At 53.6% G+C, this 23,713-nt stretch carries 24 protein-coding genes; 16 read left to right on the top strand and 8 right to left on the bottom strand.

Annotation, left to right across the window (positions count from 1 at the left end):
- The first annotated feature begins 341 nt into the window (after positions 1 to 341).
- The gene (gene tkt, locus RB298_RS25190; RefSeq protein WP_486049082.1) at positions 342 to 2,363 is read left to right on the top strand and encodes a transketolase; all 2,022 of its coding nucleotides are present in this window, start codon (positions 342 to 344) and stop codon (positions 2,361 to 2,363) included.
- Between the two features lie 103 nt (positions 2,364 to 2,466).
- Complete coding sequence (gene ppnP / locus RB298_RS25195) at positions 2,467 to 2,784, top strand: pyrimidine/purine nucleoside phosphorylase (protein ID WP_015737208.1); 318 nt, start codon at positions 2,467 to 2,469, stop codon at positions 2,782 to 2,784.
- Between the two features lie 121 nt (positions 2,785 to 2,905).
- Here ppnP and RB298_RS25200 read toward each other — a convergent pair whose 3' ends face one another.
- Entirely contained in the window at positions 2,906 to 3,832 is a 927-nt protein-coding gene (locus RB298_RS25200) for a copper amine oxidase N-terminal domain-containing protein (protein WP_486049084.1), read from the bottom strand.
- Between the two features lie 163 nt (positions 3,833 to 3,995).
- Complete coding sequence (locus tag RB298_RS25205; RefSeq protein WP_096776472.1) at positions 3,996 to 4,892, bottom strand: NAD(P)-dependent oxidoreductase; 897 nt, start codon at positions 4,890 to 4,892, stop codon at positions 3,996 to 3,998.
- Between the two features lie 197 nt (positions 4,893 to 5,089).
- Between RB298_RS25205 and RB298_RS25210 the strand changes: the two genes are divergently transcribed.
- From RB298_RS25210 to RB298_RS25220, 3 genes are all read left to right on the top strand, one after another.
- Complete coding sequence (locus tag RB298_RS25210) at positions 5,090 to 6,445, top strand: glucose-6-phosphate isomerase (protein ID WP_009589268.1); 1,356 nt, start codon at positions 5,090 to 5,092, stop codon at positions 6,443 to 6,445.
- A 106-nt stretch (positions 6,446 to 6,551) separates the two neighbouring features.
- Positions 6,552 to 7,184, top strand: a complete 633-nt coding sequence (locus RB298_RS25215; protein WP_009589243.1) for a YigZ family protein — start codon at positions 6,552 to 6,554, stop codon at positions 7,182 to 7,184.
- Between the two features lie 6 nt (positions 7,185 to 7,190).
- Positions 7,191 to 7,784 (top strand): TetR/AcrR family transcriptional regulator, encoded by a 594-nt coding sequence (locus tag RB298_RS25220; protein ID WP_015737204.1) that lies wholly within the window; start codon positions 7,191 to 7,193, stop codon positions 7,782 to 7,784.
- Positions 7,785 to 7,962: 178 nt separating this feature from the next.
- Here the strand turns inward: RB298_RS25220 and RB298_RS25225 are convergent, their stop codons facing one another.
- Positions 7,963 to 8,364: a secondary thiamine-phosphate synthase enzyme YjbQ gene (locus tag RB298_RS25225; RefSeq protein ID WP_486049088.1), complete on the bottom strand. Its 402-nt coding sequence runs from the start codon at positions 8,362 to 8,364 to the stop codon at positions 7,963 to 7,965.
- A gap of 189 nt (positions 8,365 to 8,553) precedes the next feature.
- Between RB298_RS25225 and cysT the strand changes: the two genes are divergently transcribed.
- The 4 genes from cysT to RB298_RS25245 are packed head-to-tail and all read left to right on the top strand — an operon-like array spanning position 8,554 to position 12,318.
- Positions 8,554 to 9,369 carry a sulfate ABC transporter permease subunit CysT gene (gene cysT, locus RB298_RS25230; RefSeq protein WP_036662786.1) on the top strand — a complete coding sequence of 272 codons (816 nt, stop codon included), beginning with the start codon at positions 8,554 to 8,556 and terminating at the stop codon, positions 9,367 to 9,369.
- A complete protein-coding gene (locus RB298_RS25235) occupies positions 9,366 to 10,163 on the top strand; it encodes a sulfate ABC transporter permease subunit (RefSeq protein WP_096776470.1) in 798 nt (265 codons plus the stop codon). The genes cysT and RB298_RS25235 overlap by 4 nt, the downstream gene beginning before the upstream one ends.
- A gap of 1 nt (position 10,164) precedes the next feature.
- Positions 10,165 to 11,229, top strand: a complete 1,065-nt coding sequence (locus tag RB298_RS25240; RefSeq protein WP_486049090.1) for a sulfate/molybdate ABC transporter ATP-binding protein — start codon at positions 10,165 to 10,167, stop codon at positions 11,227 to 11,229.
- Positions 11,230 to 11,259: 30 nt separating this feature from the next.
- Entirely contained in the window at positions 11,260 to 12,318 is a 1,059-nt protein-coding gene (locus RB298_RS25245) for a sulfate ABC transporter substrate-binding protein (RefSeq protein ID WP_096776469.1), read from the top strand.
- Positions 12,319 to 12,543: 225 nt separating this feature from the next.
- Here the strand turns inward: RB298_RS25245 and RB298_RS25250 are convergent, their stop codons facing one another.
- Positions 12,544 to 13,110: a GNAT family N-acetyltransferase gene (locus tag RB298_RS25250; protein WP_096776468.1), complete on the bottom strand. Its 567-nt coding sequence runs from the start codon at positions 13,108 to 13,110 to the stop codon at positions 12,544 to 12,546.
- A 188-nt stretch (positions 13,111 to 13,298) separates the two neighbouring features.
- Between RB298_RS25250 and RB298_RS25255 the strand changes: the two genes are divergently transcribed.
- The 4 genes from RB298_RS25255 (at position 13,299) to RB298_RS25270 (ending at position 16,887) form a co-directional block, all read left to right on the top strand.
- Positions 13,299 to 14,576, top strand: coding sequence for a serpin family protein (locus RB298_RS25255; protein WP_375122032.1), 1,278 nt, complete (start codon positions 13,299 to 13,301; stop codon positions 14,574 to 14,576).
- A 112-nt stretch (positions 14,577 to 14,688) separates the two neighbouring features.
- Positions 14,689 to 15,717 carry a TIR domain-containing protein gene (locus RB298_RS25260; RefSeq protein WP_375122052.1) on the top strand — a complete coding sequence of 343 codons (1,029 nt, stop codon included), beginning with the start codon at positions 14,689 to 14,691 and terminating at the stop codon, positions 15,715 to 15,717.
- Positions 15,714 to 15,950, top strand: a complete 237-nt coding sequence (locus RB298_RS25265) for a hypothetical protein (protein ID WP_009589256.1) — start codon at positions 15,714 to 15,716, stop codon at positions 15,948 to 15,950. Before RB298_RS25260 ends, RB298_RS25265 begins: the two co-directional genes overlap by 4 nt.
- A gap of 151 nt (positions 15,951 to 16,101) precedes the next feature.
- Positions 16,102 to 16,887 (top strand): MBL fold metallo-hydrolase, encoded by a 786-nt coding sequence (locus RB298_RS25270; RefSeq protein ID WP_176502525.1) that lies wholly within the window; start codon positions 16,102 to 16,104, stop codon positions 16,885 to 16,887.
- Positions 16,888 to 17,000: 113 nt separating this feature from the next.
- On the opposite strand, the gene RB298_RS25275 is transcribed toward RB298_RS25270, so the two are convergent.
- Positions 17,001 to 17,411 (bottom strand): GNAT family N-acetyltransferase, encoded by a 411-nt coding sequence (locus tag RB298_RS25275; protein WP_486049094.1) that lies wholly within the window; start codon positions 17,409 to 17,411, stop codon positions 17,001 to 17,003.
- A gap of 221 nt (positions 17,412 to 17,632) precedes the next feature.
- On the opposite strand from RB298_RS25275, the gene RB298_RS25280 reads away from it, so the two are divergent.
- Positions 17,633 to 18,394: a TioE family transcriptional regulator gene (locus RB298_RS25280; protein ID WP_096776464.1), complete on the top strand. Its 762-nt coding sequence runs from the start codon at positions 17,633 to 17,635 to the stop codon at positions 18,392 to 18,394.
- Between the two features lie 130 nt (positions 18,395 to 18,524).
- Here the strand turns inward: RB298_RS25280 and RB298_RS25285 are convergent, their stop codons facing one another.
- Both RB298_RS25285 and RB298_RS25290 read right to left on the bottom strand, forming a co-directional pair.
- Positions 18,525 to 19,331 carry a Cof-type HAD-IIB family hydrolase gene (locus RB298_RS25285; protein ID WP_009589265.1) on the bottom strand — a complete coding sequence of 269 codons (807 nt, stop codon included), beginning with the start codon at positions 19,329 to 19,331 and terminating at the stop codon, positions 18,525 to 18,527.
- Between the two features lie 39 nt (positions 19,332 to 19,370).
- Positions 19,371 to 20,273, bottom strand: coding sequence for a DMT family transporter (locus RB298_RS25290; RefSeq protein WP_096776702.1), 903 nt, complete (start codon positions 20,271 to 20,273; stop codon positions 19,371 to 19,373).
- A 287-nt stretch (positions 20,274 to 20,560) separates the two neighbouring features.
- Between RB298_RS25290 and RB298_RS25295 the strand changes: the two genes are divergently transcribed.
- Complete coding sequence (locus RB298_RS25295; RefSeq protein ID WP_486049097.1) at positions 20,561 to 21,271, top strand: metal-dependent hydrolase; 711 nt, start codon at positions 20,561 to 20,563, stop codon at positions 21,269 to 21,271.
- An 89-nt stretch (positions 21,272 to 21,360) separates the two neighbouring features.
- Here the strand turns inward: RB298_RS25295 and lplA are convergent, their stop codons facing one another.
- On the bottom strand, positions 21,361 to 22,362 hold the full coding sequence (gene lplA / locus RB298_RS25300) for a lipoate--protein ligase (RefSeq protein WP_015737189.1): 1,002 nt from the start codon (positions 22,360 to 22,362) through the stop codon (positions 21,361 to 21,363).
- A 175-nt stretch (positions 22,363 to 22,537) separates the two neighbouring features.
- Between lplA and cobD the strand changes: the two genes are divergently transcribed.
- Positions 22,538 to 23,662, top strand: a complete 1,125-nt coding sequence (cobD, locus tag RB298_RS25305) for a threonine-phosphate decarboxylase CobD (protein ID WP_486049099.1) — start codon at positions 22,538 to 22,540, stop codon at positions 23,660 to 23,662.
- Positions 23,663 to 23,713 lie beyond the last annotated feature (51 nt).

The following is a 23,713-nucleotide window of genomic DNA, read 5'->3' on the forward strand; positions in this document are numbered from 1 at the left end:
CTGTCGATGTGCAGCTTAGGCCGAAGCTTTTTCTTTGCCCGAATGCAGTAACTTTCTCCATGCCGCCGATGTCCTCAAAATCGTTTAACGGATGTCGAATCCGGTTATAACCGGACTAATAAGGGAAATAATGCAAGAGGGATGTCGGCAGTCCTGACGACTTTTACACAACATTGACAATTACGTTATGGAAATGAAAGACGTGTGGTGATACAATAAGAGTCAAAATGATATTCTCAACATTCCTAACTGCTCTGATACCAAGCGAATCGGGGCTGGAGGGACGTAAGAAGCCTTCATTTTCGAAGCTTACTATGGAAAAGATTTGAGGAGGACGAATCATGACAACTGAACATAACCAAACGATCGACAACCTGTCCATCGCAACGATCCGGACATTGGCGATCGACGCGATCGAAAAAGCCAACTCCGGTCATCCGGGCATGCCGATGGGATCCGCGCCTATGGGCTACCAGCTGTTCGCGAAGACGATGAATCATAACCCGGACCGGCCGGCGTGGATTAACCGCGACCGTTTCGTCTTGTCTGCAGGACATGGCTCCATGCTGCTCTACAGTCTGCTCCACCTGAGCGGCTATGACTTGTCCATTGAGGACCTGAAACAATTCCGTCAATGGGGGAGCAAAACGCCGGGGCACCCGGAATTCGGCCACACGGCCGGCGTTGATGCAACGACAGGCCCGCTCGGGCAAGGCGTGGCCATGGCTGTAGGTATGGCAATGGCCGAGGCTCACTTGGGCGCGACTTACAATAAAGACGGCTTCAACGTGGTGGATCACTATACGTACGCGATTTGCGGCGACGGCGACATGATGGAGGGCGTGGCTTCCGAGGCGGCTTCCCTGGCAGGTCACCTGAAGCTTGGCAAATTGATCATGCTGTACGATTCCAACGATATCTCCCTTGACGGCGAGCTGAACCTGGCCTTCTCCGAGAACGTGGCGAAGCGTTTTGAAGCATATGGCTGGCAAGTGCTGCGCGTAGAAGACGGCAACGATCTGCCTGCGATCGAGAAAGCGATCGAGGAAGCGAAAGGCGATTCGAACCGCCCGACGCTGATCGAAGTGAAGACGGTCATCGGTTACGGCAGCCCGAACAAACAAGGTAAAGGCGGCCATGGCGGTACGCACGGTTCTCCGCTCGGAGCCGACGAAGCGAAGCTGACCAAGGAATTCTATGAATGGGTATATGAAGAGGACTTCTACGTGCCGGAGGAAGTGCGCGAGCATTTCGGCAAAGTGAAAGAACGCGGCATTGCTGCATATCAAGCGTGGGTGGATCAGTTCGCGAAATACAAAGAGGCTTACCCAGAGCTGGCTGCGCAATTCGAGCGCGGCGAATCCGGCGAATTGGCTGAAGGATGGGACAAAGACCTTCCGAAATACAGCGCGGACGACAAAGCGGTTTCCACTCGCGTGGCTTCCGGTAAAGCGCTGAACGGTTTGACGGCAGGCGTACCGCAGCTGCTTGGCGGATCGGCTGACCTGGAAAGCTCCACCATGACTCACTTGAACGACCTGGCATCTTTCACCGCGGAGAGCTATGAAGGCCGCAACGTGTATTATGGCGTTCGCGAATTTGCGATGGCTGGCGCGATGAACGGTATCGCTCTCCATGGCGGATTGAAAATTTTCGGCGGTACGTTCTTCGTATTTACCGATTATCTGCGTCCGGCCATTCGTCTGGCTGCGATCATGAAGCTGCCGGTTACGTATGTGCTGACACACGACAGCATCGCTGTCGGCGAAGACGGCCCTACGCATGAGCCGATCGAGCAATTGGCTTCCCTGCGCATCATTCCAGGCGTGACCGTTATCCGTCCGGCAGATGCGAATGAGACTTCCGCTGCATGGGCTTATGCGGTTGAGAACACGGATCGTCCGGTAGCCTTGGTGCTGACTCGTCAAAATCTGCCGATCCTCGCTGGCACGGCGGACCATGCGCGTGAAGGCATCAAACGCGGAGCTTATGTTGTTTCCGACGCGACAGATGGAAACGTGCAGGCTCAAATCATTGCAACGGGTTCCGAGGTTCAGCTTGCCGTTAAAGCACAAGCGGCATTGGCCGAAGAAGGCATTGCCGTACGCGTCATCAGCATGCCAAGCTGGGATCTGTTCGACAGCCAGGATCAGGCTTACAAAGATTCCGTGCTGCTTCCTGACGTTAAAGCCCGTCTTGCCATTGAAATGGCTCATCCGTTCGGATGGGAGCGTTACGTGGGCGACAAAGGCGACATTCTCGGCATCAACACGTTTGGCGCTTCCGCTCCTGGCGACCGCGTCATTGCCGAGTACGGATTTACCGTTGAGAACGTGGTTAGCCGCGTAAAAGGCTTGCTGTAACCACACCCTGATTTAACTCCATATTGATTTTCCGGCACCCGCATCATGCGGGTGCCGTCCATATATCAAGCGCCATACATATTTTGGAGGAGGAGAGTTGTCGATGTCTCAATTCAAGAATGCGACCGTCACGAAAGCAGCCAATGTGTACTATGAGGGGAAGGTAACCAGCCGCACGGTGCTGCTGGAGAATGGGGAAAAGGTCACGCTCGGCATCATGCTGCCGGGAAGCTATGAATTCGGCACGGATGGCCCTGAAATTATGGAAATCCTGTCCGGCGATTTGCGTGTTCTGCTGCCCGGGGAGCAAGAGTGGTTAGAGATTCAAGAGCCCGCGACCTTTAACGTGCCGGGCAATTCAAGCTTCAAGCTGGAAATCCGCACCGTGACGGATTATTGCTGCTCTTATCCGACGATGTAGCAGGACAAGCGGCGCCTAAAGCAGTGAATATGCCAAAAAGGCTCAAAGCCGATGGCTCTGAGCCTTTACTGTCAATGCCGGATGTCAACGCAGGCCGTTAACGGCGGTTGATATAATGGACTTATTCCTCGGGGATCGTCACGATCTCGCCTTTATATCCGGGAGCCCGGTTGTCAAGCTCTACGTATCCTTCGCCCCATTCTTGGCCGCGATCGAGCAGGCGGTAGCTGGTGACGCCGGAAGGGTAGCGGAATACGAAGTTGGCAAGGGTCCAATTGCCGGTATCCGGCTGTTCGCCGATCTCCGCTTTCAACGCAGGCAGGAAGAATAGCTTTTGGTTTGCCGGTGCCTTGGCGGAATAATCCAGCTTGCCCTGCCATTTCAAATATTTGACGCCGCCGCGGATTTCGAAATAGCTGGCGATATCGTTATCTACCAGGAAAAAGCGTTGGGATTGGCCTTTGGGAAAATAATAGTCCACGCCCTGCATTTCCACGGGCAGCATGTCCAGCTCAGGTTTCTTCAATTCGGATGTATAAGGAAGCTTGGCTGCAGCGTTCCTGGCGGTGGCCAGATCGGAGCTCTTTAAGTCTGCGATGATATCGGGATCTGCCTTATTGATATAGGCTGTTTTTAAAGAGCCGTTCCAATAGACGCTGGCATCGAAGGCTTGGGCTACGGCCCTTAGGGGAATCAAGGTCTTGCCGTTATGCAGCAGCGGGGCTGCAGGGAGCGCCTTCTTAACGCCGTTCACTTCCATGCTGGTGCTTCCGGCCGCGAGAATCACCGTTCGGTTATCGCCTTGGATAGTCACCTGTTTCTTCTGGTTGTCGTACTTCATGACGTAGTTGCCCAGAGGCTTGAGATCGGTAAGAGTAACAAAGGTGGTCCCCTGCCTGATCAGCACGTCGCCGCTTGCGGTTACGTTATTAATGGTAGCGGATGGTTTAACCGCTGCAGAGGCCGGCGAACCGGCTATTGCTGGGGACAGAACAGCGGTTAGTACGACAGCGGCTGCCATTGTTTTTAATCGTTTGGTCCATTTCATGTTGTAAATTCCTCCTTTTGCATAGTAGACGGAAGTGAAGCGTGAAAAGTTTCTTGCCGAGAGGAAAATGATGGAGCGGCCCCAAAAATAGCTCCTTCCTCCTAGTCCGGATGAACCAAAACTAAGAAGAAGGAGCCGTTATAGATGCATGGCTTGTCTGGCATTATGGCTGCTGGCCGCCGATTTTATGACCGATCCAAGCTTCGTAGCACTTCACGACGGCGGAGAGATCCTCATCGCCATAGCCTTCGCTGGCACCGGCTTGAAACAGGCTCTTGGCCAGGTTCAGCATGGGCGACGGCATCCCGATGCCATCGGTGAGCGAGGAGGCCAGCTTCAGGTCTTTGAGCATGAGCGCCAGCGAGAACTGATTGCTGAAATCGCCTTCGATGATTTTGCGTCCCTTCAGCTCCGCCGCTTTGCTGCCGGCCGATCCCAGCTGCACGAGCTCCAGGAAGTTGTCTGCCGGTATGCCTGATTTCGCGGCGATGGCGAAGCCTTCGGCCAGCGCCAGGTTGTTAATGCCCACAATCGTATTGTGCGCGAGCTTGGCCACGGCGCCGCTTCCGTTAGGCCCCATGTGAATGACCTTTTTGCCCAAGGTGTCAAAAACGTCGGCTTGCGCTTCGATGACGGCGGCATCACCGCCAACCATGAAGACCAAGGTGCCATCAATCGCTGCAGGCTTGCTGCCGGTTACCGGGGCATCCAGGAAGGAAGCGCCGAGGCCGGAAACGGCGGAGGCAATTTCCTTAACCAGGCTTTCGGAGATCGTGCTGCAGTCAATGACGGTCATCCCGCTCGTCAGGGAGCCAAGCAGGCCGTTCTCTCCGTAGAATACATCCCGGATGGATTGGTCGTTGCTTACCATCGTAATGACAAGATCTTGCCCTTCGGCCGCTTCCCGAGGCGTCTCCGCGATGGAGGCTCCCTGTTCGGCGAGCGGACGGCATTTCTCGTGGGTGCGGTTATATACCGTCACATCGTAATCCTGCTTCAGCAGATTGGAGGCCATGGGAGCTCCCATGGTGCCCAGTCCGATAAACCCGATTTTTTTCATAGTCTATATCACCTTCGATTATGGATTCCTGATCCACTCTATCTTAGCACGGGTTCCCGAAACGAAGCCAGTCTTTGCAGGGAATGGAAGCGGGAAGGAGTCCCGCGCATGAAGAATAGATGACAGTTGGCCCGTGAAACTTGCGGTCTTTATTAAATTAAAGTATCCTATTTCTAAATTCACAGGAGGTTTAAGGCATGTCTAAAAAAATCAAGTTTGATTACAGTAAAGCACTGACCTTTGTCAATCAGCACGAAGTTGATTATTTCGCTGAGCCGATCCGCACAGCTCATGAACAGTTACATAACGGTACGGGAGCCGGCTCCGATTATTTGGGCTGGATCGACCTGCCGACTCAGTACGATAAAGAGGAATTCTCCCGCATCCAGAAAGCGGCCGCCAAAATCCAAAGCGACTCGGACGTTCTGATCGTAATCGGAATCGGAGGCTCCTACCTGGGAGCGCGCGCGGCCATCGAAATGCTGTCGCATTCGTTCTATAACGAGCTGTCGAAGGACCAGCGCAAGACGCCGGAAATTTACTTTGCGGGCAACAACATCAGCTCCACGTATGTTTCGCATCTGCTTCAATTGATCGAAGGCAAAGACTTCTCCGTCAACGTCATCTCCAAATCCGGCACAACGACGGAGCCGGCTATCGCTTTCCGTATTTTCCGTGCGGAGCTGGAGAAGAAATACGGCAAGGAAGAAGCGCGCAAACGCATTTACGCTACGACGGATCAAGCGAAGGGCGCCCTCAAGAAGCTGGCAACCGAGGAAGGCTACGAGTCCTTTATCATTCCTGACGACGTGGGCGGACGTTATTCCGTGCTGACCGCAGTAGGTCTGCTTCCGATCGCGACGGCAGGCATCAACATCGAAGAGATGATGCAGGGCGCGGCTGACGCCTCCAAGGAGTACAGCAGCCCGAACGTTGCCGAGAACGAAGCTTACCAATACGCAGCGGTTCGCAACGCGCTTTACCGTAAAGGCAAAGGCATCGAGATCCTGGTGAACTACGAGCCTTCCCTGCATTTTGTATCGGAGTGGTGGAAGCAGCTGTACGGCGAGAGCGAAGGGAAGGATTACAAGGGGATCTACCCGGCATCCGTCGATTTCTCTACCGATCTGCACTCCATGGGTCAGTTCATCCAGGAAGGCAGCCGCAACATCTTCGAAACCGTCATTCAGGTGGAGAACGTATCCGAGCATATTACGATCGAATCGGATCCGGACGATCTGGACGGATTGAACTTCCTGACCGGGAAAACATTGGATTTTGTCAACAAAAAGGCGTTCCAAGGCACGATGCTGGCCCATACAGACGGACAAGTTCCGAATTTGATTGTGACAATTCCAGATTTCACTCCCTATTCGTTCGGATATCTGGTATACTTTTTCGAAAAGGCCTGCGGTATCAGCGGCTATCTGTTGGGTGTCAACCCGTTTGACCAACCGGGCGTAGAGGCGTACAAGAAAAATATGTTCGCGCTGCTCGGCAAACCTGGGTACGAGAAAGAGAAGGCCGAATTGGAAGCTAGACTTTCCGAATAACCCGACACTTTCATTGGATTAGACGTAAGACGCTGAAGGAAGCAGTCCGCTGGCATATCATTGCCGTGGACTGCTTTCTTGGCAATATAGAGGTGGTTGTTGTTTCATGCTGGATCGTTACAAAACGGTACGTCAGGCGGGCTCCAAGGAGATCGTCATCAAGAAATCGCGTTTCATCGGGCATGTGATGCCGGTAGAGACCGAAGAGGAAGCCGTCGCTTTTATTGAAGAGATCAAGAAAAAACATTGGAATGCTACGCACAATTGTTCCGCTTACATGATTGGCGAGCGGGATGAGATTCAGAAGCAATCGGATGACGGGGAACCGAGCGGAACGGCCGGCAAGCCGATTCTCGAGGTGATCCGCAATCAGGGGCGGAAGAATGTAGCTATCGTGGTCACGCGTTATTTTGGCGGCATTATGCTGGGTGCGGGCGGATTAATCCGGGCGTACACCGACGGAGCCGTGGCTGCGATCGAGTCAGGCGAACCGATTACAAGGGTTCTTCACCGGGAGATTTTCGTGGAGCTGGATTATACCTGGCTGGGTAAGGTGGAGAACGAGCTTCGTAACCGGAACGTACGCATGGGAGAGACAAACTTTGCCGACACGGTGACTTTGACCTGCTTGCCGCTCGATGGTGATGCGGAGAGCTTTATGACTTGGATGGTGGATTTGACACAGGGGCAGTCCTTGATCACGGAGGGAGAGCGGCTTTATTTTATTGAAGGGGAATAAAATAATATGGCAAGAAGAGCAGTCGAACGCGAGTTGTCGAGAGAGCGGATACTGGAAGCAGCCAGGCATTTGTTCATAACCAAAGGATACAGGGCCATTTCGATGCGAAGCATCGGGCAGCATTTGGGTTATAGCCACGGCTCCTTGTATTATCACTTTAAGGAAAAGGCGGAGCTATTCTACGCCATTGTCATGAAGGACTTTAATGATCTAAATGATTTGCTGTTGGAGGTCTCTGTAAAGCCTCCCTGTGACGGGGTATCGAAGCTGGAGCAGCTGATGCTGGAATTCGTTCGTTTCGGTCTGGATAATCCTTACCAGTACGAAATCATGTTCATGATTCGGGACGAAGAGCTGCTGTCCTACTGTCGCTCTGAGCAGGGACGCTGTTTTGAAATGTTTGCTATGCTGGTCCGTCAGTATTTGCTGGAGGAGAATTACAGCGAGGAAGAACGGCGAACCGTTCCGCTGACTTTGTTTTTGTCGCTGCATGGATTTATATCGTATTATATTCAGGACAGAATCGGTTTTGATGAGATTAAACCAGCCGCTCTTACCCATATCAAAGTGTTATGCCGGAGTCTGTACAGCAGGGTCTGATGTTTACATGCTGCCAAGACGCGCAGCTTGGCACTTCAATCCGTTACAACGGCCTAGCGTTGAAACGTCAATCACCTAATGAACCATAAAACAGACAGGTCCGCGCTCCCTTGCATGCACCTGTCTGCTTTTTGTGCTTTCATTTCATTCGCTTGACTGTCGGCATCCGTTCCCGGTTTTATCCTTCCATGATCTTCACATGGTATTGTCGCTGCCTCGGTCCGTCGAATTCGCAGAAGTAAATCCCCTGCCAGCGTCCAAGAAGCAGGTGCCCGTTCTGAATGATCACGGTCTGCGAAGGGCCGCAGGTGATCGATTTAAGGTGGGAGGCCGTGTTGCCCTCCGCATGGCGATACTTGGGATGATTCCATGGATAGACCTCATCCAAAGATATCAGCACGTCCCGTTTCACATCGGGATCGGCGTTTTCGTTGATGGCGATTCCCGCCGTCGTATGCGGACAATAAATCAGGACCGTTCCTTGCTGGACTCCGCTTTGTTTCACGAAAGAGTGGATCTCCCTTGTAATATCCCTCATCTCATCGCGTCCTTGCGTAGCCAATTCACCGGTATACAGCATCTCAATAACCTCCTCAACTTTTTCCATTTCTTTTATTTTACCCGATAAAGTGCAAAAGATGGATTGACGATCGGATTCAGCTTTTGGTAAAGTATGTGTAAAGTAAAACCAAGTATACAAATAGGAAATATAAAGATGGTTTGTGGAGGAGTCGACCGGAATGCCATCCGGAGGCGGGAGGGATACGAGATGACAACATGGATTCGTCATAAAGGTTGGACTTGGGGTTTTCGAAGCACCGTACTGCTTTATTTTCTTGCCTTGATCGTACTGCCGATCTTTGGGGTGTATGTGCAATCATTCTCTGCGGGATGGGGCCATTTTGCGGAAAGCGTAATGGATCCGATCGCCTGGAAGGCCGTGCTGCTTACCATTAAACTGGGCCTAATCTCTACTTTCATCAACGTGCTTATCGGAACGATGATTGCTTGGGTGCTCATACGGTATCGATTTCCGGGAAGGACGCTGCTGAACAGTCTGGTGGATCTGCCTTTTGCGCTGCCGACGGCCGTTGGCGGCTTGATGATTTTGCTGCTGCTTGGGCCGGGGAGCTTGCTTGGAGGCCTGGCGGAGAAGCTCGGCTTCGAAATCGTGTTCCATCAGCCCGCGATCGTGGTCGCCATGCTGTTTGTCACGTTCCCGTTTGTAATCCGGGCGGTTCAGCCGCTGCTGGAAGAGCTGGATCCGCTGGAGGAAGAGGCCGCATATACGATGGGCGCTTCCAGAACGAGAACCTTTTTTAAAGTCATCCTGCCGTCGATGCTGCCGGGAATCATCAGCGGAGGGATGCTGGCCTTCTCTAGGGCATTGGCTGAATTCGGCGCCGTCGTCCTGGTTGCCGGCAACATTCCGGGCAGGACGCTGATCGCATCGGTATTTATTTTTGGCGAGGTGGAGAGCGATAATCCGGCCGGAGCGGCTGCCGTATCGATTCTGCTTCTTACGCTCTCCTTCATGATCCTCTGGGTGATCAATGCCGTGCAGCAGAGGGGGAGACGAGCTTGAAACGATTATGGATCGGACTTACGTATGCCGTATTTATCATCCTGCTGATCATTCCCCTGTCCCGAATTGCGATCGGTGCGTTCGATAAGGGGCTGGACGGGTTTGCGGAGGGGCTGCTCAGGCCGGAAGCCCTGCATGCCCTGATGATGACGGGTCTGATTGTGGTATTCGTTACTTTTTTGAATGCGTTGTTTGGCATCATGATGGCGCTGTATCTGGTGCGGGCAAATTGGCTCAGCCGAAAGCTCAAGGGCATTCTGAACAGCATTGTCGACCTGCCTTACGCTGTTTCGCCGGTCATCGGCGGTTTGATGATTGTGCTGCTGCTGGGACCCGACAGCATCATCGGCGGTTTTTTTGAAGGGATCGGGTTTAAGGTGGTGTATGCGTTCCCCGGCATGGTGATTGCGACGCTCTTCGTCACGTTCCCGCTGATGGTTCGCGAGGTCATGCCCGTCCTGCAGGAGATCGGAAACGATCAGGAGCAGGCGGCCGCGACGCTTGGGGCTTACGGGTGGACCACGTTCGTGAAAGTAACGTGGCCTTCCATCCGGTGGGCCGTCGTATACGGCCTGGTGCTCACGGTAGCCCGTTCATTGGGCGAGTTCGGCGCCGTACTGGTGGTCTCCGGCAACATCATGAACAAAACCCAGACGGCGACGACGCTTGTGTATCAGGACGTGGAAAATTTCAACGTGGCTGCGGCGAATGGAGTGGCGCTGGTACTGGCCGCCTTCTCCGTAGGTCTCTTGCTGCTGATGGAATGGGCCAAAAAAAGAAAGGATGTGCATTGATATGCATGTGGAAGTTCGCGATCTGAACAAGCATTTCGGTACGTTTCACGCCGTCAAGAATGTCAGCTTCGAGATTGAAAAGGGACATCTGATCGGGCTTCTGGGGCCCAGCGGAGGCGGTAAAACCTCCATCCTGCGCATGCTGGCCGGGCTTGAGAATCCGGATTCCGGACAAATCTCCTTTCATGGCCAAGTGGTCAATGACCTGCCGCCGCAGGAGCGCGGCATCGGCTTTGTGTTCCAGAACTATGCCTTGTTTAAGCATATGACCGTGTTTGACAACATCGCTTTCGGCTTGAAGGTGAAGAAGGCCGCCAAGGCCAAAATCAAAGACCGGGTGATGGAGCTGGTGGAACTGACGGGCTTGAAAGGCTTCGAGAGCCGTTATCCGCACCAGTTATCGGGCGGACAGCGCCAGCGCGTAGCCTTTGCCAGAGCGCTTGCGCCCGAGCCGCAGCTGCTCTTATTGGATGAACCGTTCGCCGCCATCGATGCGAAGATCCGCCAAGAGCTGCGCTCCTGGCTTCGCGAGCTGATCGAGCGGGTCGGCATCACGTCGATTTTTGTTACGCATGACCAGGATGAGGCGATTGAAGTCGCGGACGAAATCATGATCATTAATCAGGGGCGCCTCGAGCAGAAGGGAACGCCGTGGGATATTTACAAGGAGCCGAAGACGCCGTTTGTCGCTTCCTTCATAGGCGAGTCCACCGTGATTTCAAGCGCTGCCGAACTGAAGGGATTTGAGGCAGCGGCTAACAAGAATGCGACGCGCGCATTAATTCGCCCGGAATATATCGAGATTGGAAGCGAGCATGATTTCAGCGTGCTGTCTGCCACGGAGACGGGGATCGTCCGCCATCTGCATTTCCGCGGCAGCGAGTGGCTCGTGGAGGTGGAGGTCAAGGGACATAAACTGATCACCTACCGGTCGCTGGAGAAGGAAACGCTGCAGCCGGGCCAAGAGGTCCGCGTCCTCGTTCACCGGGCATACCTCTTTAACGACGAGCACAGCTGGATCGAGGAAAATCGCCTGAAGGTCGATCCGATGCCGATTATGATCTGATGATTCTAAATAACGAAGGGAAGTGGATTCATGCGGATCTTGAATATGAAACGAACCTCATTCCTGCAAGTGGGCATGGCGCTTCTCTTCAGTTTGCTTATCGCAGGATGTGCCGATGATCAGCCCGTCAATGAAGATGCGATGTCGCAGCCGGGCGAGCGAACGATCGTGCTGGGCGCGTACAGCGTAGCCAGGGATGCCTTGTCCGAGATTATCCCCGCTTTTCAAGCCGAGTGGAAGGCACAGACGGGAGAAACCATTCGTTTTCAGGAATCCTACGAGGCTTCCGGAACACAGGCGCGCGCCATTACGGGCGGGTTTGAGGCTGACGTCACGCTGCTTGCCATGGAAGGGGATGTCGATAAACTCGTCAGGGCAGGGCTCGTCGACAAGGAGTGGAAATCCCAGCCTTATAACGGCATGGTGACACGCTCGATTGTCGTTCTCGGTACCCGCGCAGGTAACCCGAAAGGGATACGGGATTTTGACGATCTGACCCGATCGGACGTCAAGGTGCTGTATCCGAATCCGAAGACCTCGGGCGGGGCGCAGTGGGACATCAACGCGATTTACGGCGCCGGCCTGAAACAATCGGAAGAGAATGGAAAGCGTGATCCTGCCGAAGCGAAAGCCTTCCTTGAAGCGGTTCACCGCAATGTGGAGTCGCTCGATAAAAGCGGGCGGGCTTCGATGGCGGCTTTTGAATACGGGGTCGGGGATGTGATCGTTACGTATGAGAACGAGCTGCTAGCCCGGATTGCCCAAGGCGTCCAGTATGACATTGTTGTACCGCAGCATACGATGCTGATCGAGAATCCGGCCGCAGTCGTGGAGCGGTTTGCGAAGAAACACGGCACTGAGGATGTATCGGCGGCTTTTGTGGAGTACTTGCGTACGCCGGAGGCGCAGAACATCTTCGTGAAGCATGGCTTCCGTCCCGTCGAGGAATCGGTGCATGAACAGACGAAGGAGCGGTTTGCCAACCCGCCGGGGCTGTTCGACATCGAGTATCTGGGCGGATGGGACCAGGTGCGCGAGACGCTGTATTCGAAGCGAGGGGTTTGGTATCAGGTGCTGGCAGGGCTGTGATGCTCGGTGGTATATGGAGCGATTGATAGGTTCATGAGGGGGCGTCGCGTGCTGAGTTGCGTATCATCCATGGCCCGTCGGCGACAAAAAAGAGATAAAGCGAGCCGTTCAGGATATCCTGAACGGCTCGCTTATTTGTACGTACAGAACATTAGCATTCGTCTGAATGACGCCTCCTATTTTGCAAATATGCCACGTATACGGATTATTCCGTACCATCTTGCTCTATACGGTTGCTTTGCGCGCTTCCCATTCTTCTCGCAGAATGCCCATGCGAATGGAGTCGTAATAGACGCCGTCGTAATACCGGCACTTTCGCATACGGCCTTCGAGCTGCATGCCCACCTTTTCCGCACAGCGCATCATTCGCGGATTGCCGGACCAGGTCGTAATGCCGACACGGGCGATGGTGAGGTTTTGGAACAGGCAATCCACCCACAACGACAGTGCTTCCGTACCGTACCCGCCGCTCCAACGGCCCGGGTCATAAATCAGGATGCCGGCTTCCAGCCAGCGCGAGGCCTCATGCTCCCAATAGAACGTGACGATGCCAATCGTTGTGCCCTCGACTTCGATGAGCAGATCGCTCGGAAATTGATCGGTTTCGAAGTCGGCGTTCCACTGCGTTTCAAAAATTTCGTAGGAAATCTGCTTGAGCGGGAAATAAGGGGCGTCGTATTTTTTCCATTCCGGGTTCTTCGTGCCATAGATCAGATTATATAGAACAGGGGTATCCTCGGGTTTCCTGGATCGCAGCGTCACTCTGCTGCCTTCAAGACGAATTTTTTGCATATGTAGAAATTCCTTTCGCTTTGCATGTCTTTTAGGTATGTTGCTGGAACTCATCTATTCATTGTAGCGGTGATGAAGTGGATTGCCAACTGAATTTGGATAAATGATCCTTTATATGAAACATTAGGAGTGTCGATTCCGTCAATAGCAGATAGATCAAAAATCTGGCATTGAAGGGGGACAAGGTGATGCGGAAAAAAAAGATACTCACAGGCCTATGCTTGCTTGTTGGGCTTACCGCCTGCGCTCAGGACAGCGGGATCCAGCCGGGGGAATCGCAGGGCATTGCGCATAAGCAGACCAATGTGAAGGAATTGTCGGCGCAGGAACGCAAAGAGGTATTAGGCAAGGTGGATGCCGGCATGGTGAAAGCGCAGAATGATTTTGGTTTACGGTTGCACCAGGCGTTATCGGATAACCCTGAGTACACGAGCGATAACCTGATTATTTCTCCATACAGCATCACGCAGGCCTTGGCACTGGCTTATAACGGGACCGCGGGCGATACGGCTGCCGAGATGGCCGATATGCTGGGCTGGAGGGGCATGAATGATGCAGGCATCAATGAAGGCAACCGCCAGCTGCGCTCCTTGCTGGAGAACGGAGGCGGCGTCGTGCTGAACGTGGCCAATTCCGTTTGGCACCGGCCAGGTCTTAAGCTGAAGGTGGCTTATGCGGAAGCCGTAAAGGACAGTTACGGTGCGGAGGTCAGGGAGACGGACCTTCAGCGGGAGGACGCGATGCATGCAATTAACCAATGGGTGAAAGACAAAACCAGCGGCATGATCCCTAAGATATATCATGAGCCGCCAGGCGGCGTTGCGGTCCTGATCAATGCCATATATTTCAACGGCGGGTGGACGGATGAATTTGATCCGGCAAATACCGTGGATGAAGAATTTACGCTATCTGACGGCACCACTCAACAAGTCCCGATGATGAAGAGGGAAGATAGATACAGCTATAAAGAAGGAGAGTCCTGGCAGGCCATCCGCATTCCATATGGAGATGGCCGCATGCACATGCTGGTCATCCTGCCGAAGGAATCCTCCACGATCGATAAGCTGCATCGGCAGCTGTGGAAGGATGCGTCCGTCTGGAAAGGCGATTACTCGTTCGAAACGGTTCAGCTCAGTCTGCCCAAGTTTAAGGCGGAGCAGAGCTTCGAGCTTCCGGATGCCCTTAAGAGCCTCGGCATGGTCAAGGCATTCGACGCCGCCGAGGCTGATTTTAGCAAATTGGCCGAACAAGGAGACGGATTTTGGATCGATCATGTCACACACCATACGATTGTCGATGTCAGCGAAAAAGGGACAAAGGCCGCAGCTGTGACAGCGGTGGGAATAACGGAAAGCGCCGAGCCTACCGAGCCGATCGCCATGAAGATCAACCGCCCTTTTTTCTTTGCCATTGAAGATCGGGACACGGGTGCATGGTTATTTATGGGGTCTGTTTTGAAACCGTAGCATATACTATACCAACATGCGCCTGCCATAATTTTCACCCAAAAATAGGCAACTTTGTTATAATGGTCGAATAAGACTAAAATGTATAACAAAGGGAGAATAGGATGTGCCTATGACCATACCGAAGCCGAATTTATTCATAGGTTCTTCCAGAGAGGCCATCAAGTATGCAAGGGCGATCCACGAACAGCTCAAACGCTCCGCCCAAGTGACGCCTTGGTACGGGGGTACGTTCGGGGCGAATATGTATACGATGGAAGCTTTGGAGAAGCAGCTGGCGTCCAGTGATTTTGGTGTGTTCGTCTTTTCTCCGGATGATGTGGCGCTCATTCGAGGCAAACATGTATTTGTTACCCGCGACAACACGTTGTTTGAGATGGGGCTGTACTGGGGAAGGCTCGGACGGCGAAGGGTATACTGCATCATTCCGGATCAGGTAGAGGCAGACAGCAGTTCCGTTCAAGACGTGATCGTTAAGGATTATCACCTACTCTCCGACCTGCAGGGCATTACGCTGCTCGAATACGAGCTTCGAAGCGACGATGATTACAAATCTGCCGTCGATGTCGCCTGCGGACATATTCTGAGCGCGATCGAAACCGAAGGATTCTATAACAACCCGAGCACATTGATTGAACAGAAGGATGCGGAGCTGAGACGCAAGCAAAGCGTGCTGCATTTTTTCTGGGAATATAACCGAAACGTGCATGTGAGCGATGAAGCGGAAAAATATCATGCACTGAGTGAAGCCGTCCGAAACTCCTTGCTCCCGCCGGCTGCAGGGGATTTCCGGGTGACCGGCGCAGCCTTTTGGGGACGAAGGGATGAAGGCATTGCCCAAATTGGGGGTAATGTAGGTAAAGGACGGTATTTCCCGTTCGATGGGAAAAAGGATCATTCGCCAAGCAACCAGTCGATTTACGTGATTGATGTCTATAATAGTGGAAAATGGGCATTTTATCACGAAGAGGAAGTTGCGCAGGTGTATGTGTTCTGCTATCCTTTAGGTGTAAATCATGTATTGTCCGTGCATTTTACGGGACATGAGATTCTTACGGATGAAGATCTCGCGGAGGTTGTGGAACAGAATCGTGAGCTGCTTCGTACCATCAGGCATTTAGTTGGAGGGGATTCGTCGTGAGCAGGAATGAGAAGAAGAGAACGTCAGGTCATCCGCAGGGGTCCGCCAATGGCAGCAGCTGGGTGGTTCGGGGGCCCGTACCGATGATGAGTACGCTGAAATCCCGGAAGCGCTCGGTCAGACGCTCAAGCAAGAGCAGTGTATATGTCGGTCCTTCCGTGGAAGGCGTGGATAAGAAGTACGTCAAGGTCATCAGCGGAGCTGTTGACGATAATAAGCCCTCGTTTGCTTAATGAATTGCTATCATAAACGTATCGTATGGCAGGAATGACGAAAGACCGTCCGGGATGAGCCCGGCGGTCTTTGTTTTTTTCTTCGTGCGCTAATACAATAAAGGGACAAGGTTTGCTTAACCGTGAAGGAATCAATACATAATAATGGGGGATGCGTGTGAGCGGAGATACATTAACTTTTCTGGGAACCGGGGATGCGATGGGCGTCCCGCGGGTATATTGCGATTGCGGGGTATGCACGGAAGCGAGGAGTACGGGCGTGAACCGGCGATTGCGCTCCTCGGCGATGGTGGAGTGCGGCGAAACGTCCTTTATGATCGACTGCGGTCCGGATTGGCGCGTCATGATGGAGGGGCTCGGGATTCGAAAAATGAGCGACATGCTGATTACGCACGCCCACTTTGATCATATCGGAGGCCTTCCGGAATGGAGCGATGCCTGCAGATGGCAGAGGGAAAAAGGCCGGCTATACGCCCCAGCCGAGGTGCTGGACCAGATTGTCCGCCAGTATCCGTGGCTTCCGCGGCAGATGGAGATGACGCCAGTCGATGATGGATTTACATTGGCTGGCTGGGAGATTTCGTGCTGGAAAGTAAACCATGGCAAAAACGGGTACTCCTACGCCTACCGGTTTCAGAAGGACGGGTACACATGGGTGTACAATTCGGATTCGATTGATCTCAGCCCGAAGGAAAAGGAGCCGCTGAAAGGCGTGGATCTCCTGGTGCTGGGAACCAGCTTTGTTCATGAAACCGCCCAATTCGAGACCCGCTCCGTCTATGACATGAAGGAAGCGGCAGAGCTGCTCGCCGAGGTGAAACCTCGCCAAACGGTGTATACCCATATGTCGCATGACGTCGACGTTCGGAAAGAGCTGCCTCTGCCGGAGGGAGTCCGTGTGGCGGTGGCAGGGATGACGGTGAGATTGAATAAATGAAAATATGGAGTAGTTAATCCGGCCATCTGTGCGGACCGACGGCCCCCGTGCGGAGACCTTTAACGTGAAGATGCGGCAGGATTGCCGTTTTAAGCCGCTTGCTGGGATATCTCTCACACAGCTCCGGCCATACCGTATCGTTCAGGGTACAGCAGCTTGAAGCCGGCGTGTTGATACAGCTTGATTCCGGGAACGTCCGTGATGACGGTGACCTCGGCTCCGCTTGGCGCTATTTTTTTCAGGCGGGCGAGCAGTTCGGACACGATCGTTTCTTCAAGCCCTTGATCCCGATAGGATGCCGCGGCCATAACATCTACCAGTTGAAAATACAAAGCGCCGTCGCCGATCACCCTTCCCATACCGATCAGCCGGTCATTGCCGTCCCGGACAAGGACGGAGAGCAGGCTGCGGTTGAGAGCCGTCTCTGCGATCGATTCCTCGACCTCAGGCAGCCCTGCATCGAATCGGAGATCGATATATTCCTTAATCTGTGGAACTTCCTCGGTTATGTGCATATTCATCATTGATCAGCCTCCCGCTGTTAAGAATACGTTCAACTTGCCTCTACACCAACCAATATACTACATTGATGCAAGTGGGAAGCTGCCGGGCGGCGAATTCGCCAGCACTCTTGTTGATGCTGCACAAACCTTATCAGAGCGCTTTAATGTTTTAATTTAAGGTTTGCCAATGGCCCGCGATTCTGGTAAAGTAGGTTCTCAATCGTGGTCGGGGAGGGGACGGCATGCATTACTACAAGCCGAAAGACATCGCCAAAGAGCTGCATATCAGTACGAGTGCTTTAAGGCATTACGAATCTTGGGGAGTGGTGCCCTCACCTGAGCGGAACGAGAAGGGGTACCGTCTATACACGAAGATGCATCTCGCCTACTTCCGGTGTCTGCGGGCCATGTTCCCCGGGTTCGGTTATGCCGTAACCTATGATGTGATTCGCCATATCCAGAAGAGGGAGATGGATGAAGCCCTCTGGCTCGTGAACGGGGAGCAGGTCAAACTGCAGCAGGAAAAGACCATTGCGGACGAAACGCTTGCCCTGCTTGAGAATCCCGGGCTTGACAGCATCAGGGATAAAAAGCTGAAGGCGCATATGACAATCGGCGAAGCTGCCGAATTGACCAACGTGGAGTCGTCCGCCATTCGTCACTGGGAGAAGGAAGGCTTGATCACTCCCGATCGCAACCCCGAGAATGGATATCGGCTGTACAGCCCCTCGCATGTCCGGCAGATTTTGCTGATTCGCTCGCTGAGACGGACCGTATATTACCTGGAGAGCATCAAGGAGATTATTCAGGCCGTGGAGCATCAGAGCATTGAGCAGGCCAAAAAATTGGTCCGCGAAGCGTTGTCGGTCATTCATCAACGAAATCTGCAGCAATTCAACGGCATTCATAAGCTGATGGAGCTGTGCATGGAGGTAGGCTTGCTGGAGTTCGACGATGCGGCTCTTCTGAAGCCGATTCTAACATTTAACCCGGATCGGGAATGATCGACAGGTCGCGGCGGCCTTGCGCTTCCCAAGGAAACGGTTTGGGCGCCGCATTGGCCCGGTTTATGGACAGGAACAAGCCCCCATGGATATCATGGAGGCTTGTTTGCGCAGCTAGTTATTTTTCGTATTAACCTTGGTTGAGCACGAATTTATCAATGACATGCTTCACGCCGTCTTCGTTATTCCCCAACGTAACGTAATCGGCAATCGCCTTAAGCGGCTCAATCGAATTGCCCATAGCGACGCCAAGTCCGGCTGCCTCCAGCATTTCGTGGTCGTTCCAGGAGTCGCCGACAGCGATGGTTTCCTTGAGGTCGCAGCCAAAATGATCGGCCAGGAAGGTCAGCGCATGTCCCTTCGTGCCTTCCTTATGCATGAACTCCAGAAAATGCGGCTTGGATTTGGTAATATGCACTTCATCGCCGAGCAGCTCGCGGAATATAGGGATCAGTTCATCGAGATAGTCGGGATCGTCAATAATGAGCATTTTCGGTGTCGGTTTCCGAACCATCGTCATAAAATCAGGCTCGATATAATAAGGCGTCCGGTTCAGGGCGCAGTAATCGATCAGCTTCTGATTCTCTTCGCGGGCATACAGCTTGTCATCGATGTAGGTTTGCAGATGCAGATTGTGCTCCACGCAGTATTCAAACAGCTTTACGGCAGCGTCGACGGGAACGAAGCGTTCGTAGAGAACCTTTTCGTCGAGCAGATTTTTGATCAAGGCACCTTGGTAGGTGATGATGGGAACGTTGAGTCCGGTTTGACGGGCAATCGCCTGGGCTGACGCATAGGCACGTCCGGTTGCCAGCGTCACGACGACGCCGTGGGCGACCGCTTGCTCAAGCGCCTGCTGGACGCCTGGGGTTACTTCCTTATCGTCATTGATCAGGGTGTCGTCAATGTCGATGGCCATCAATTTGTAAGTTGTCATGGGTATCTCTCCTTTTTGATTCTGTCTCTGTCTTTAACTCTATTGTACCTTCTGTGGCGCAGACTTCAATTCCGCAATCACCATTCCCGCCAAAATGCACAGGCAACCGATGCCGCCGAAAAGCGTAAGCCGTTCTCCGGCAAACAGAATTCCCGTCAGTGCCGCGAATACGGGCTCCGTTGCATAGATGATGGCTACCCTGGACGGCGTCGTGTATTTTTGGCAGACGGTTTGGATCCAGAAGGCGAATGCGCTGGTAGGGCCGATGGATACAGCGAGCGCCCACAGCACGTTCGGCTCGGTCAGCTTCTCCATCAGATCCGCTGCATGGCCCACATGTTCGGTTAAAGCGGAGGCTATCAGGCTGAATACCCCAACGACGGCCATCTGGAGCGCTGCCAGCAGCAGGGAGGGATATCGGCCGGCATAAACGCCCGTATAACCGATATGGAGCGCAAAACCGATGGCGCAAACGAATACGAGCACATCGCCCTTGTTCAGGCTCATGCCGGATCCGGCGAAGGTGAGCAGGTACAGGCCCGCTGCAGCAAGCAAGGCGCTGATCCAGGTGAATCTGGAGATGGAGTGCTTTAACAGCGCGTAAGATATGAAAGGCACCAGCACGACGGACAAGCCGGTAATGAAACCTGCATTGGACGTGGTCGTGTACAGAAGGCCCGCCGTTTGAAAGGCATAGCCGATAAACAAAAAAAGACCGAGCAGGCAAGCATGCAGCAGCATCCTGCCGGATATTAGCTTCCACTGATTCCGGTAAAAGAGGGTGATGATCAATGCGAGGAGCAGGGCCGCTCCCAGAAAGCGGGCCGAATTAAAGGCCATAGGCGGGAGGACGCGCACCGCATACTGAACGATGAGGAACGTGGAGCCCCACATCATGGCCACCAGAAGCAGGCTGATGTCGGCGATACGTGAGCGATTCACTAGGTAGTCATCCTTTCCGATGATGCGAAACTCAAATTGCAGCTTCCCGTACTTTCGTCCCCGGGCGTAAGGCATGGGCAAGTGATCAAATTGTATCCCATATGAGCGGATCGGACAACCATTTTTAAGCCTGCAAAAGTGGAAGGGGTAGACAAAAAGAGGATGATTTTGCTATACTAATGAACCGAACGTATATTCTCATGACCCTGGGCTATCGGACGTGGAGATCGGCAAGAGATCCATCGATTCCATAGTCAGCATTGAGCTTAGAAAGGAAGAATGTCATCATGATGGGCAGAGCTCATTTGATTATCAGCACAGGGGTCACGTTATCCGTCATGGGCATGAGCGGAGTGCCTGTCACGCTGCCTGCCGCGGCAGTGGCTTTGGTCAGCTCGCTGCTTCCCGACATCGACGAGCCCAACTCCCTGCTGGTGCGCAAGGCGATTCCTTCCGGGCTGCTGCGAATTCTACAGCTGGCGATGATTGGCGCCGCCATATTCGTCGTATTCTACGGCAAGGAGTATGCGCCTTGGAATATCGCCCTGGCCGGGCTGATCGGGGTTGTTTCGTACCTGCCGAGCCGGACGCTGCGCCATGTCGTCATGTTCCTGATCGGCTTGGGACTGATTTCCTTCGGGCAGGGCTTCAGCCCATGGAATACGATCGCAGGCAGCGTGCTGATTGCAGGCTCCTTGGTGACCCATCGGGGGTTAACCCATACCGTCTATGCCGCAGCCGGATGGACGGGCTTGCTGTATTTTGCGTCACAGGGCAAGATCGGCGGGGAAAGCCTATGGTTTGCCGGCGGTTTATCCTACTCGATTCATTTGCTCGCAGATGCGCTGACCAACCGCGGAATCCGTCCGCTTCCTCCGTTCAAATGGAGAATCAAGCTGAAGATCATGAGCACCGGAAGCAAATGGGGACGCACGGTAGAGAATGCCTGCATTGTGCTGACGCTGGCCCTTTTTTGGTACGTGTTTATGGCTTCTTAAATCCGGGATATGCAGTTTTACAATGAAAAAGCCTCCCGCCCTTATGCAATGCATACGGGGCGAGAGGCTTATTTAGATTTCAGTCGGATCTATTCCTCAAGAAAGATGAGGCCGATCAGATCGTCGAGCTCGAGGTTGCCGAAGTAATGCTTGACGTCGATGCCGGATAGCGCGGTGCGCACCGCCGTTTCTTCGTACCGTTTGCCGCGAAGCAGATTCTCGATATCCGCAACATCGCCGACGCCGAAGAAATCGCCGTAAATTTTAATCTCTCCGATATGCCCTTCACGGATATCCATGCGGATATCGATGATGCCCACCGGGAACTTCCTCGCATGCTTCACGTTGCTCTCAGGGGACAGCCCGTAGTTCCAATCCCAATTCTGGTAGCGTTCCTTCGAAATCTGGTTGATGATCTCCCAATCCTTCTCCTGAAGCACGTATTGCGGTACTTGATCCGGTTCCATCCCGAAGATCGAGCGAAGCAGCTCCGCGCGGAACTGTTCAATGGTCATGTCGGTGCCAAGCAGCTCCTTGATGTTCGCTACGCGGCTGCGCACGGACTTGGTGCTCTTGGATTTGAACTTTTCCGGATTGGCATTCAGCGAGGCCTGCACGTCATCCAGATTCAGATCGAACATGAGCGTGCCGTGGCTGAACATGCGTCCCCGCGTCGAGAACTGAGCGTTCCCCGAAATTTTCTTCTCGCCGACCTGCAGGTCATTCCGGCCGCTGAGCTCGGCTGGCACGCCCATCTTTTGCAGGAAGTCGATGACCGGCTGCGTGAACTTCAGGAAGTTGTGGAACGACTGGCCGTCGTCCTTCGTAATGAAGCTGAAATTCAGGTTGCCGAGATCGTGGTACACGGCTCCGCCGCCGGACAGCCGGCGCACAACCTGGATGTTGTTGTCGCGAACGTATTCCTGGTTGATCTCTTCGATCGTATTCTGATGCTTTCCGATGATGATGGAAGGCTTGTTGATATAAAAGAGAAGGTAGCTCTCGTCCATGGACAAGTGCTTAAGCGCATATTCTTCAATCGCTAGGTTGATGGATGGGTCGTGAATCCCCTGATTATCGATAAATAGCATAGCATCCTCCGTCGTCACAATTCAAAATGTGGTGCTTCCAGACTATTGTAAACCAATTTGAAGGCAGAGACAAAGCATTCCATGTTGACGAGTCAGGGACGGTAGCGACATAATGATGGCATTACATAAAGGCAGGGCTTGCAAGAACCATGGGCATGGAACGGGAGGAACCCTTATGAGCGATAATAACCAACCTTTGATCGAGGTGTACGGACACGGCGGGGACGTGGAGACGGCGGCGGCTGCATATGGAAGGGCAGCCTCGGCTTTTCTGGATTACAGCGCGAATATTAACCCGCTAGGACCGCCCCAAGGGGTCATGGCAGCCTTAGAAGAGGGGATGAGCGCGGTGATTCGTTATCCGGATCCGGGGCACCGCGAATTCAAGAGGCTGCTTGCGGAGGAATTGGGCACCGATGCCCGGTGCATTCTTGTCGGAAATGGAGCTGCAGAATGCATGGCATTGCTGCTGCTGGGCCTGCAGCCCCGAACGGTCGGCGTGGTCGATCCTTGTTTTTCCGAATACCGGGAATTGTCCTTGAAATTTGGTTCGGACATCCGCTCCGTGTGCGGGGAGCCGGAGCGGGACTGGCGTGCGGACAAGGCGGATATGATGGAGCTGATCGCCTGCACGGATCTCGTATTTGTGGGACAGCCGAACAATCCGAACGGGGTTCAGTACAGCCTGGAGGATATTCGCGAGCTGGCGGCATGCGCTGAGCAAGAAGGGACCTGGCTGGTGCTGGATGAGGCCTTCATCGATTTCGTTCCGCCGGAGGACAGACAGACATTGATGCCGGAACTGCAGGACTATCCGCGGACGATCATTGTCCGGTCGATGACCAAGTTTTATGCGATACCGGGCCTGCGGCTCGGGTTTACGGCTGCCCACCCCGACGTGATACGCGCCATGGCAGGCAAACAGGTGACGTGGAGCGTCAATGGACTGGCGCTGCTTGCGGGAGAGGCTTGTCTTGGCAGCGGCAGGGAATATGAACTGGACACGCTGCAATTGATTCGCGTGGAACGCGAGAAGCTGATACATGGTTTACGAGCGCTGGGGCTTGACGTTACGCCGGGGGAGGCCAATTTTCTGCTGATGGAGCTTCCGCGGCCTTGGAATGCAGGGACGTTCCAGCAGGAAATGGGCAGGCGGGGCGTGCTCGTCCGCAGCTGCGCCATGTACCCGGGCCTCGGTGAGCGCCACATCCGGTTAGCCGTTAAGGATGCCGGATCTAACGACAGACTGCTGGCGATAACCGCGGAGGTCCTTGGAAATCCTTCTGCTGACGCGACTTAGGGATTTCTAGCAGCAGATCCATATGAAGAACGCTACAGGTACAGTTGGTTC

Source organism: Priestia sp. BR_2 (assembly GCF_041954005.1).
GTDB classification, from domain to species: Bacteria; Bacillota; Bacilli; order Paenibacillales; family Paenibacillaceae; genus Paenibacillus_AQ; species Paenibacillus_AQ lautus_A.

Excerpts from the sequence above, each read along its gene's own strand:
- RB298_RS25210 (WP_009589268.1), top strand. The coding sequence starts at position 5,090 with ATGTCTAAAAAAATCAAGTTTGATTACAGTAAAGCACTGACCTTTGTC.
- RB298_RS25205 (WP_096776472.1), bottom strand. The coding sequence starts at position 4,892 with ATGAAAAAAATCGGGTTTATCGGACTGGGCACCATGGGAGCTCCCATG.
- ppnP (WP_015737208.1), top strand. The coding sequence starts at position 2,467 with ATGTCTCAATTCAAGAATGCGACCGTCACGAAAGCAGCCAATGTGTAC.
- RB298_RS25225 (WP_486049088.1), bottom strand. The coding sequence starts at position 8,364 with ATGCTGTATACCGGTGAATTGGCTACGCAAGGACGCGATGAGATGAGG.
- RB298_RS25200 (WP_486049084.1), bottom strand. The coding sequence starts at position 3,832 with ATGAAATGGACCAAACGATTAAAAACAATGGCAGCCGCTGTCGTACTA.
- lplA (WP_015737189.1), bottom strand. The coding sequence starts at position 22,362 with ATGCTATTTATCGATAATCAGGGGATTCACGACCCATCCATCAACCTA.
- RB298_RS25280 (WP_096776464.1), top strand. The coding sequence starts at position 17,633 with ATGCATTACTACAAGCCGAAAGACATCGCCAAAGAGCTGCATATCAGT.
- RB298_RS25245 (WP_096776469.1), top strand. The coding sequence starts at position 11,260 with ATGCGGATCTTGAATATGAAACGAACCTCATTCCTGCAAGTGGGCATG.
- RB298_RS25250 (WP_096776468.1), bottom strand. The coding sequence starts at position 13,110 with ATGCAAAAAATTCGTCTTGAAGGCAGCAGAGTGACGCTGCGATCCAGG.
- RB298_RS25215 (WP_009589243.1), top strand. The coding sequence starts at position 6,552 with ATGCTGGATCGTTACAAAACGGTACGTCAGGCGGGCTCCAAGGAGATC.
- RB298_RS25270 (WP_176502525.1), top strand. The coding sequence starts at position 16,102 with ATGCGTGTGAGCGGAGATACATTAACTTTTCTGGGAACCGGGGATGCG.
- RB298_RS25285 (WP_009589265.1), bottom strand. The coding sequence starts at position 19,331 with ATGACAACTTACAAATTGATGGCCATCGACATTGACGACACCCTGATC.
- cysT (WP_036662786.1), top strand. The coding sequence starts at position 8,554 with ATGACAACATGGATTCGTCATAAAGGTTGGACTTGGGGTTTTCGAAGC.
- RB298_RS25295 (WP_486049097.1), top strand. The coding sequence starts at position 20,561 with ATGATGGGCAGAGCTCATTTGATTATCAGCACAGGGGTCACGTTATCC.
- RB298_RS25275 (WP_486049094.1), bottom strand. The coding sequence starts at position 17,411 with ATGATGAATATGCACATAACCGAGGAAGTTCCACAGATTAAGGAATAT.
- RB298_RS25255 (WP_375122032.1), top strand. The coding sequence starts at position 13,299 with ATGCGGAAAAAAAAGATACTCACAGGCCTATGCTTGCTTGTTGGGCTT.
- cobD (WP_486049099.1), top strand. The coding sequence starts at position 22,538 with ATGAGCGATAATAACCAACCTTTGATCGAGGTGTACGGACACGGCGGG.
- RB298_RS25220 (WP_015737204.1), top strand. The coding sequence starts at position 7,191 with ATGGCAAGAAGAGCAGTCGAACGCGAGTTGTCGAGAGAGCGGATACTG.
- RB298_RS25240 (WP_486049090.1), top strand. The coding sequence starts at position 10,165 with ATGCATGTGGAAGTTCGCGATCTGAACAAGCATTTCGGTACGTTTCAC.
- RB298_RS25260 (WP_375122052.1), top strand. The coding sequence starts at position 14,689 with ATGACCATACCGAAGCCGAATTTATTCATAGGTTCTTCCAGAGAGGCC.
- tkt (WP_486049082.1), top strand. The coding sequence starts at position 342 with ATGACAACTGAACATAACCAAACGATCGACAACCTGTCCATCGCAACG.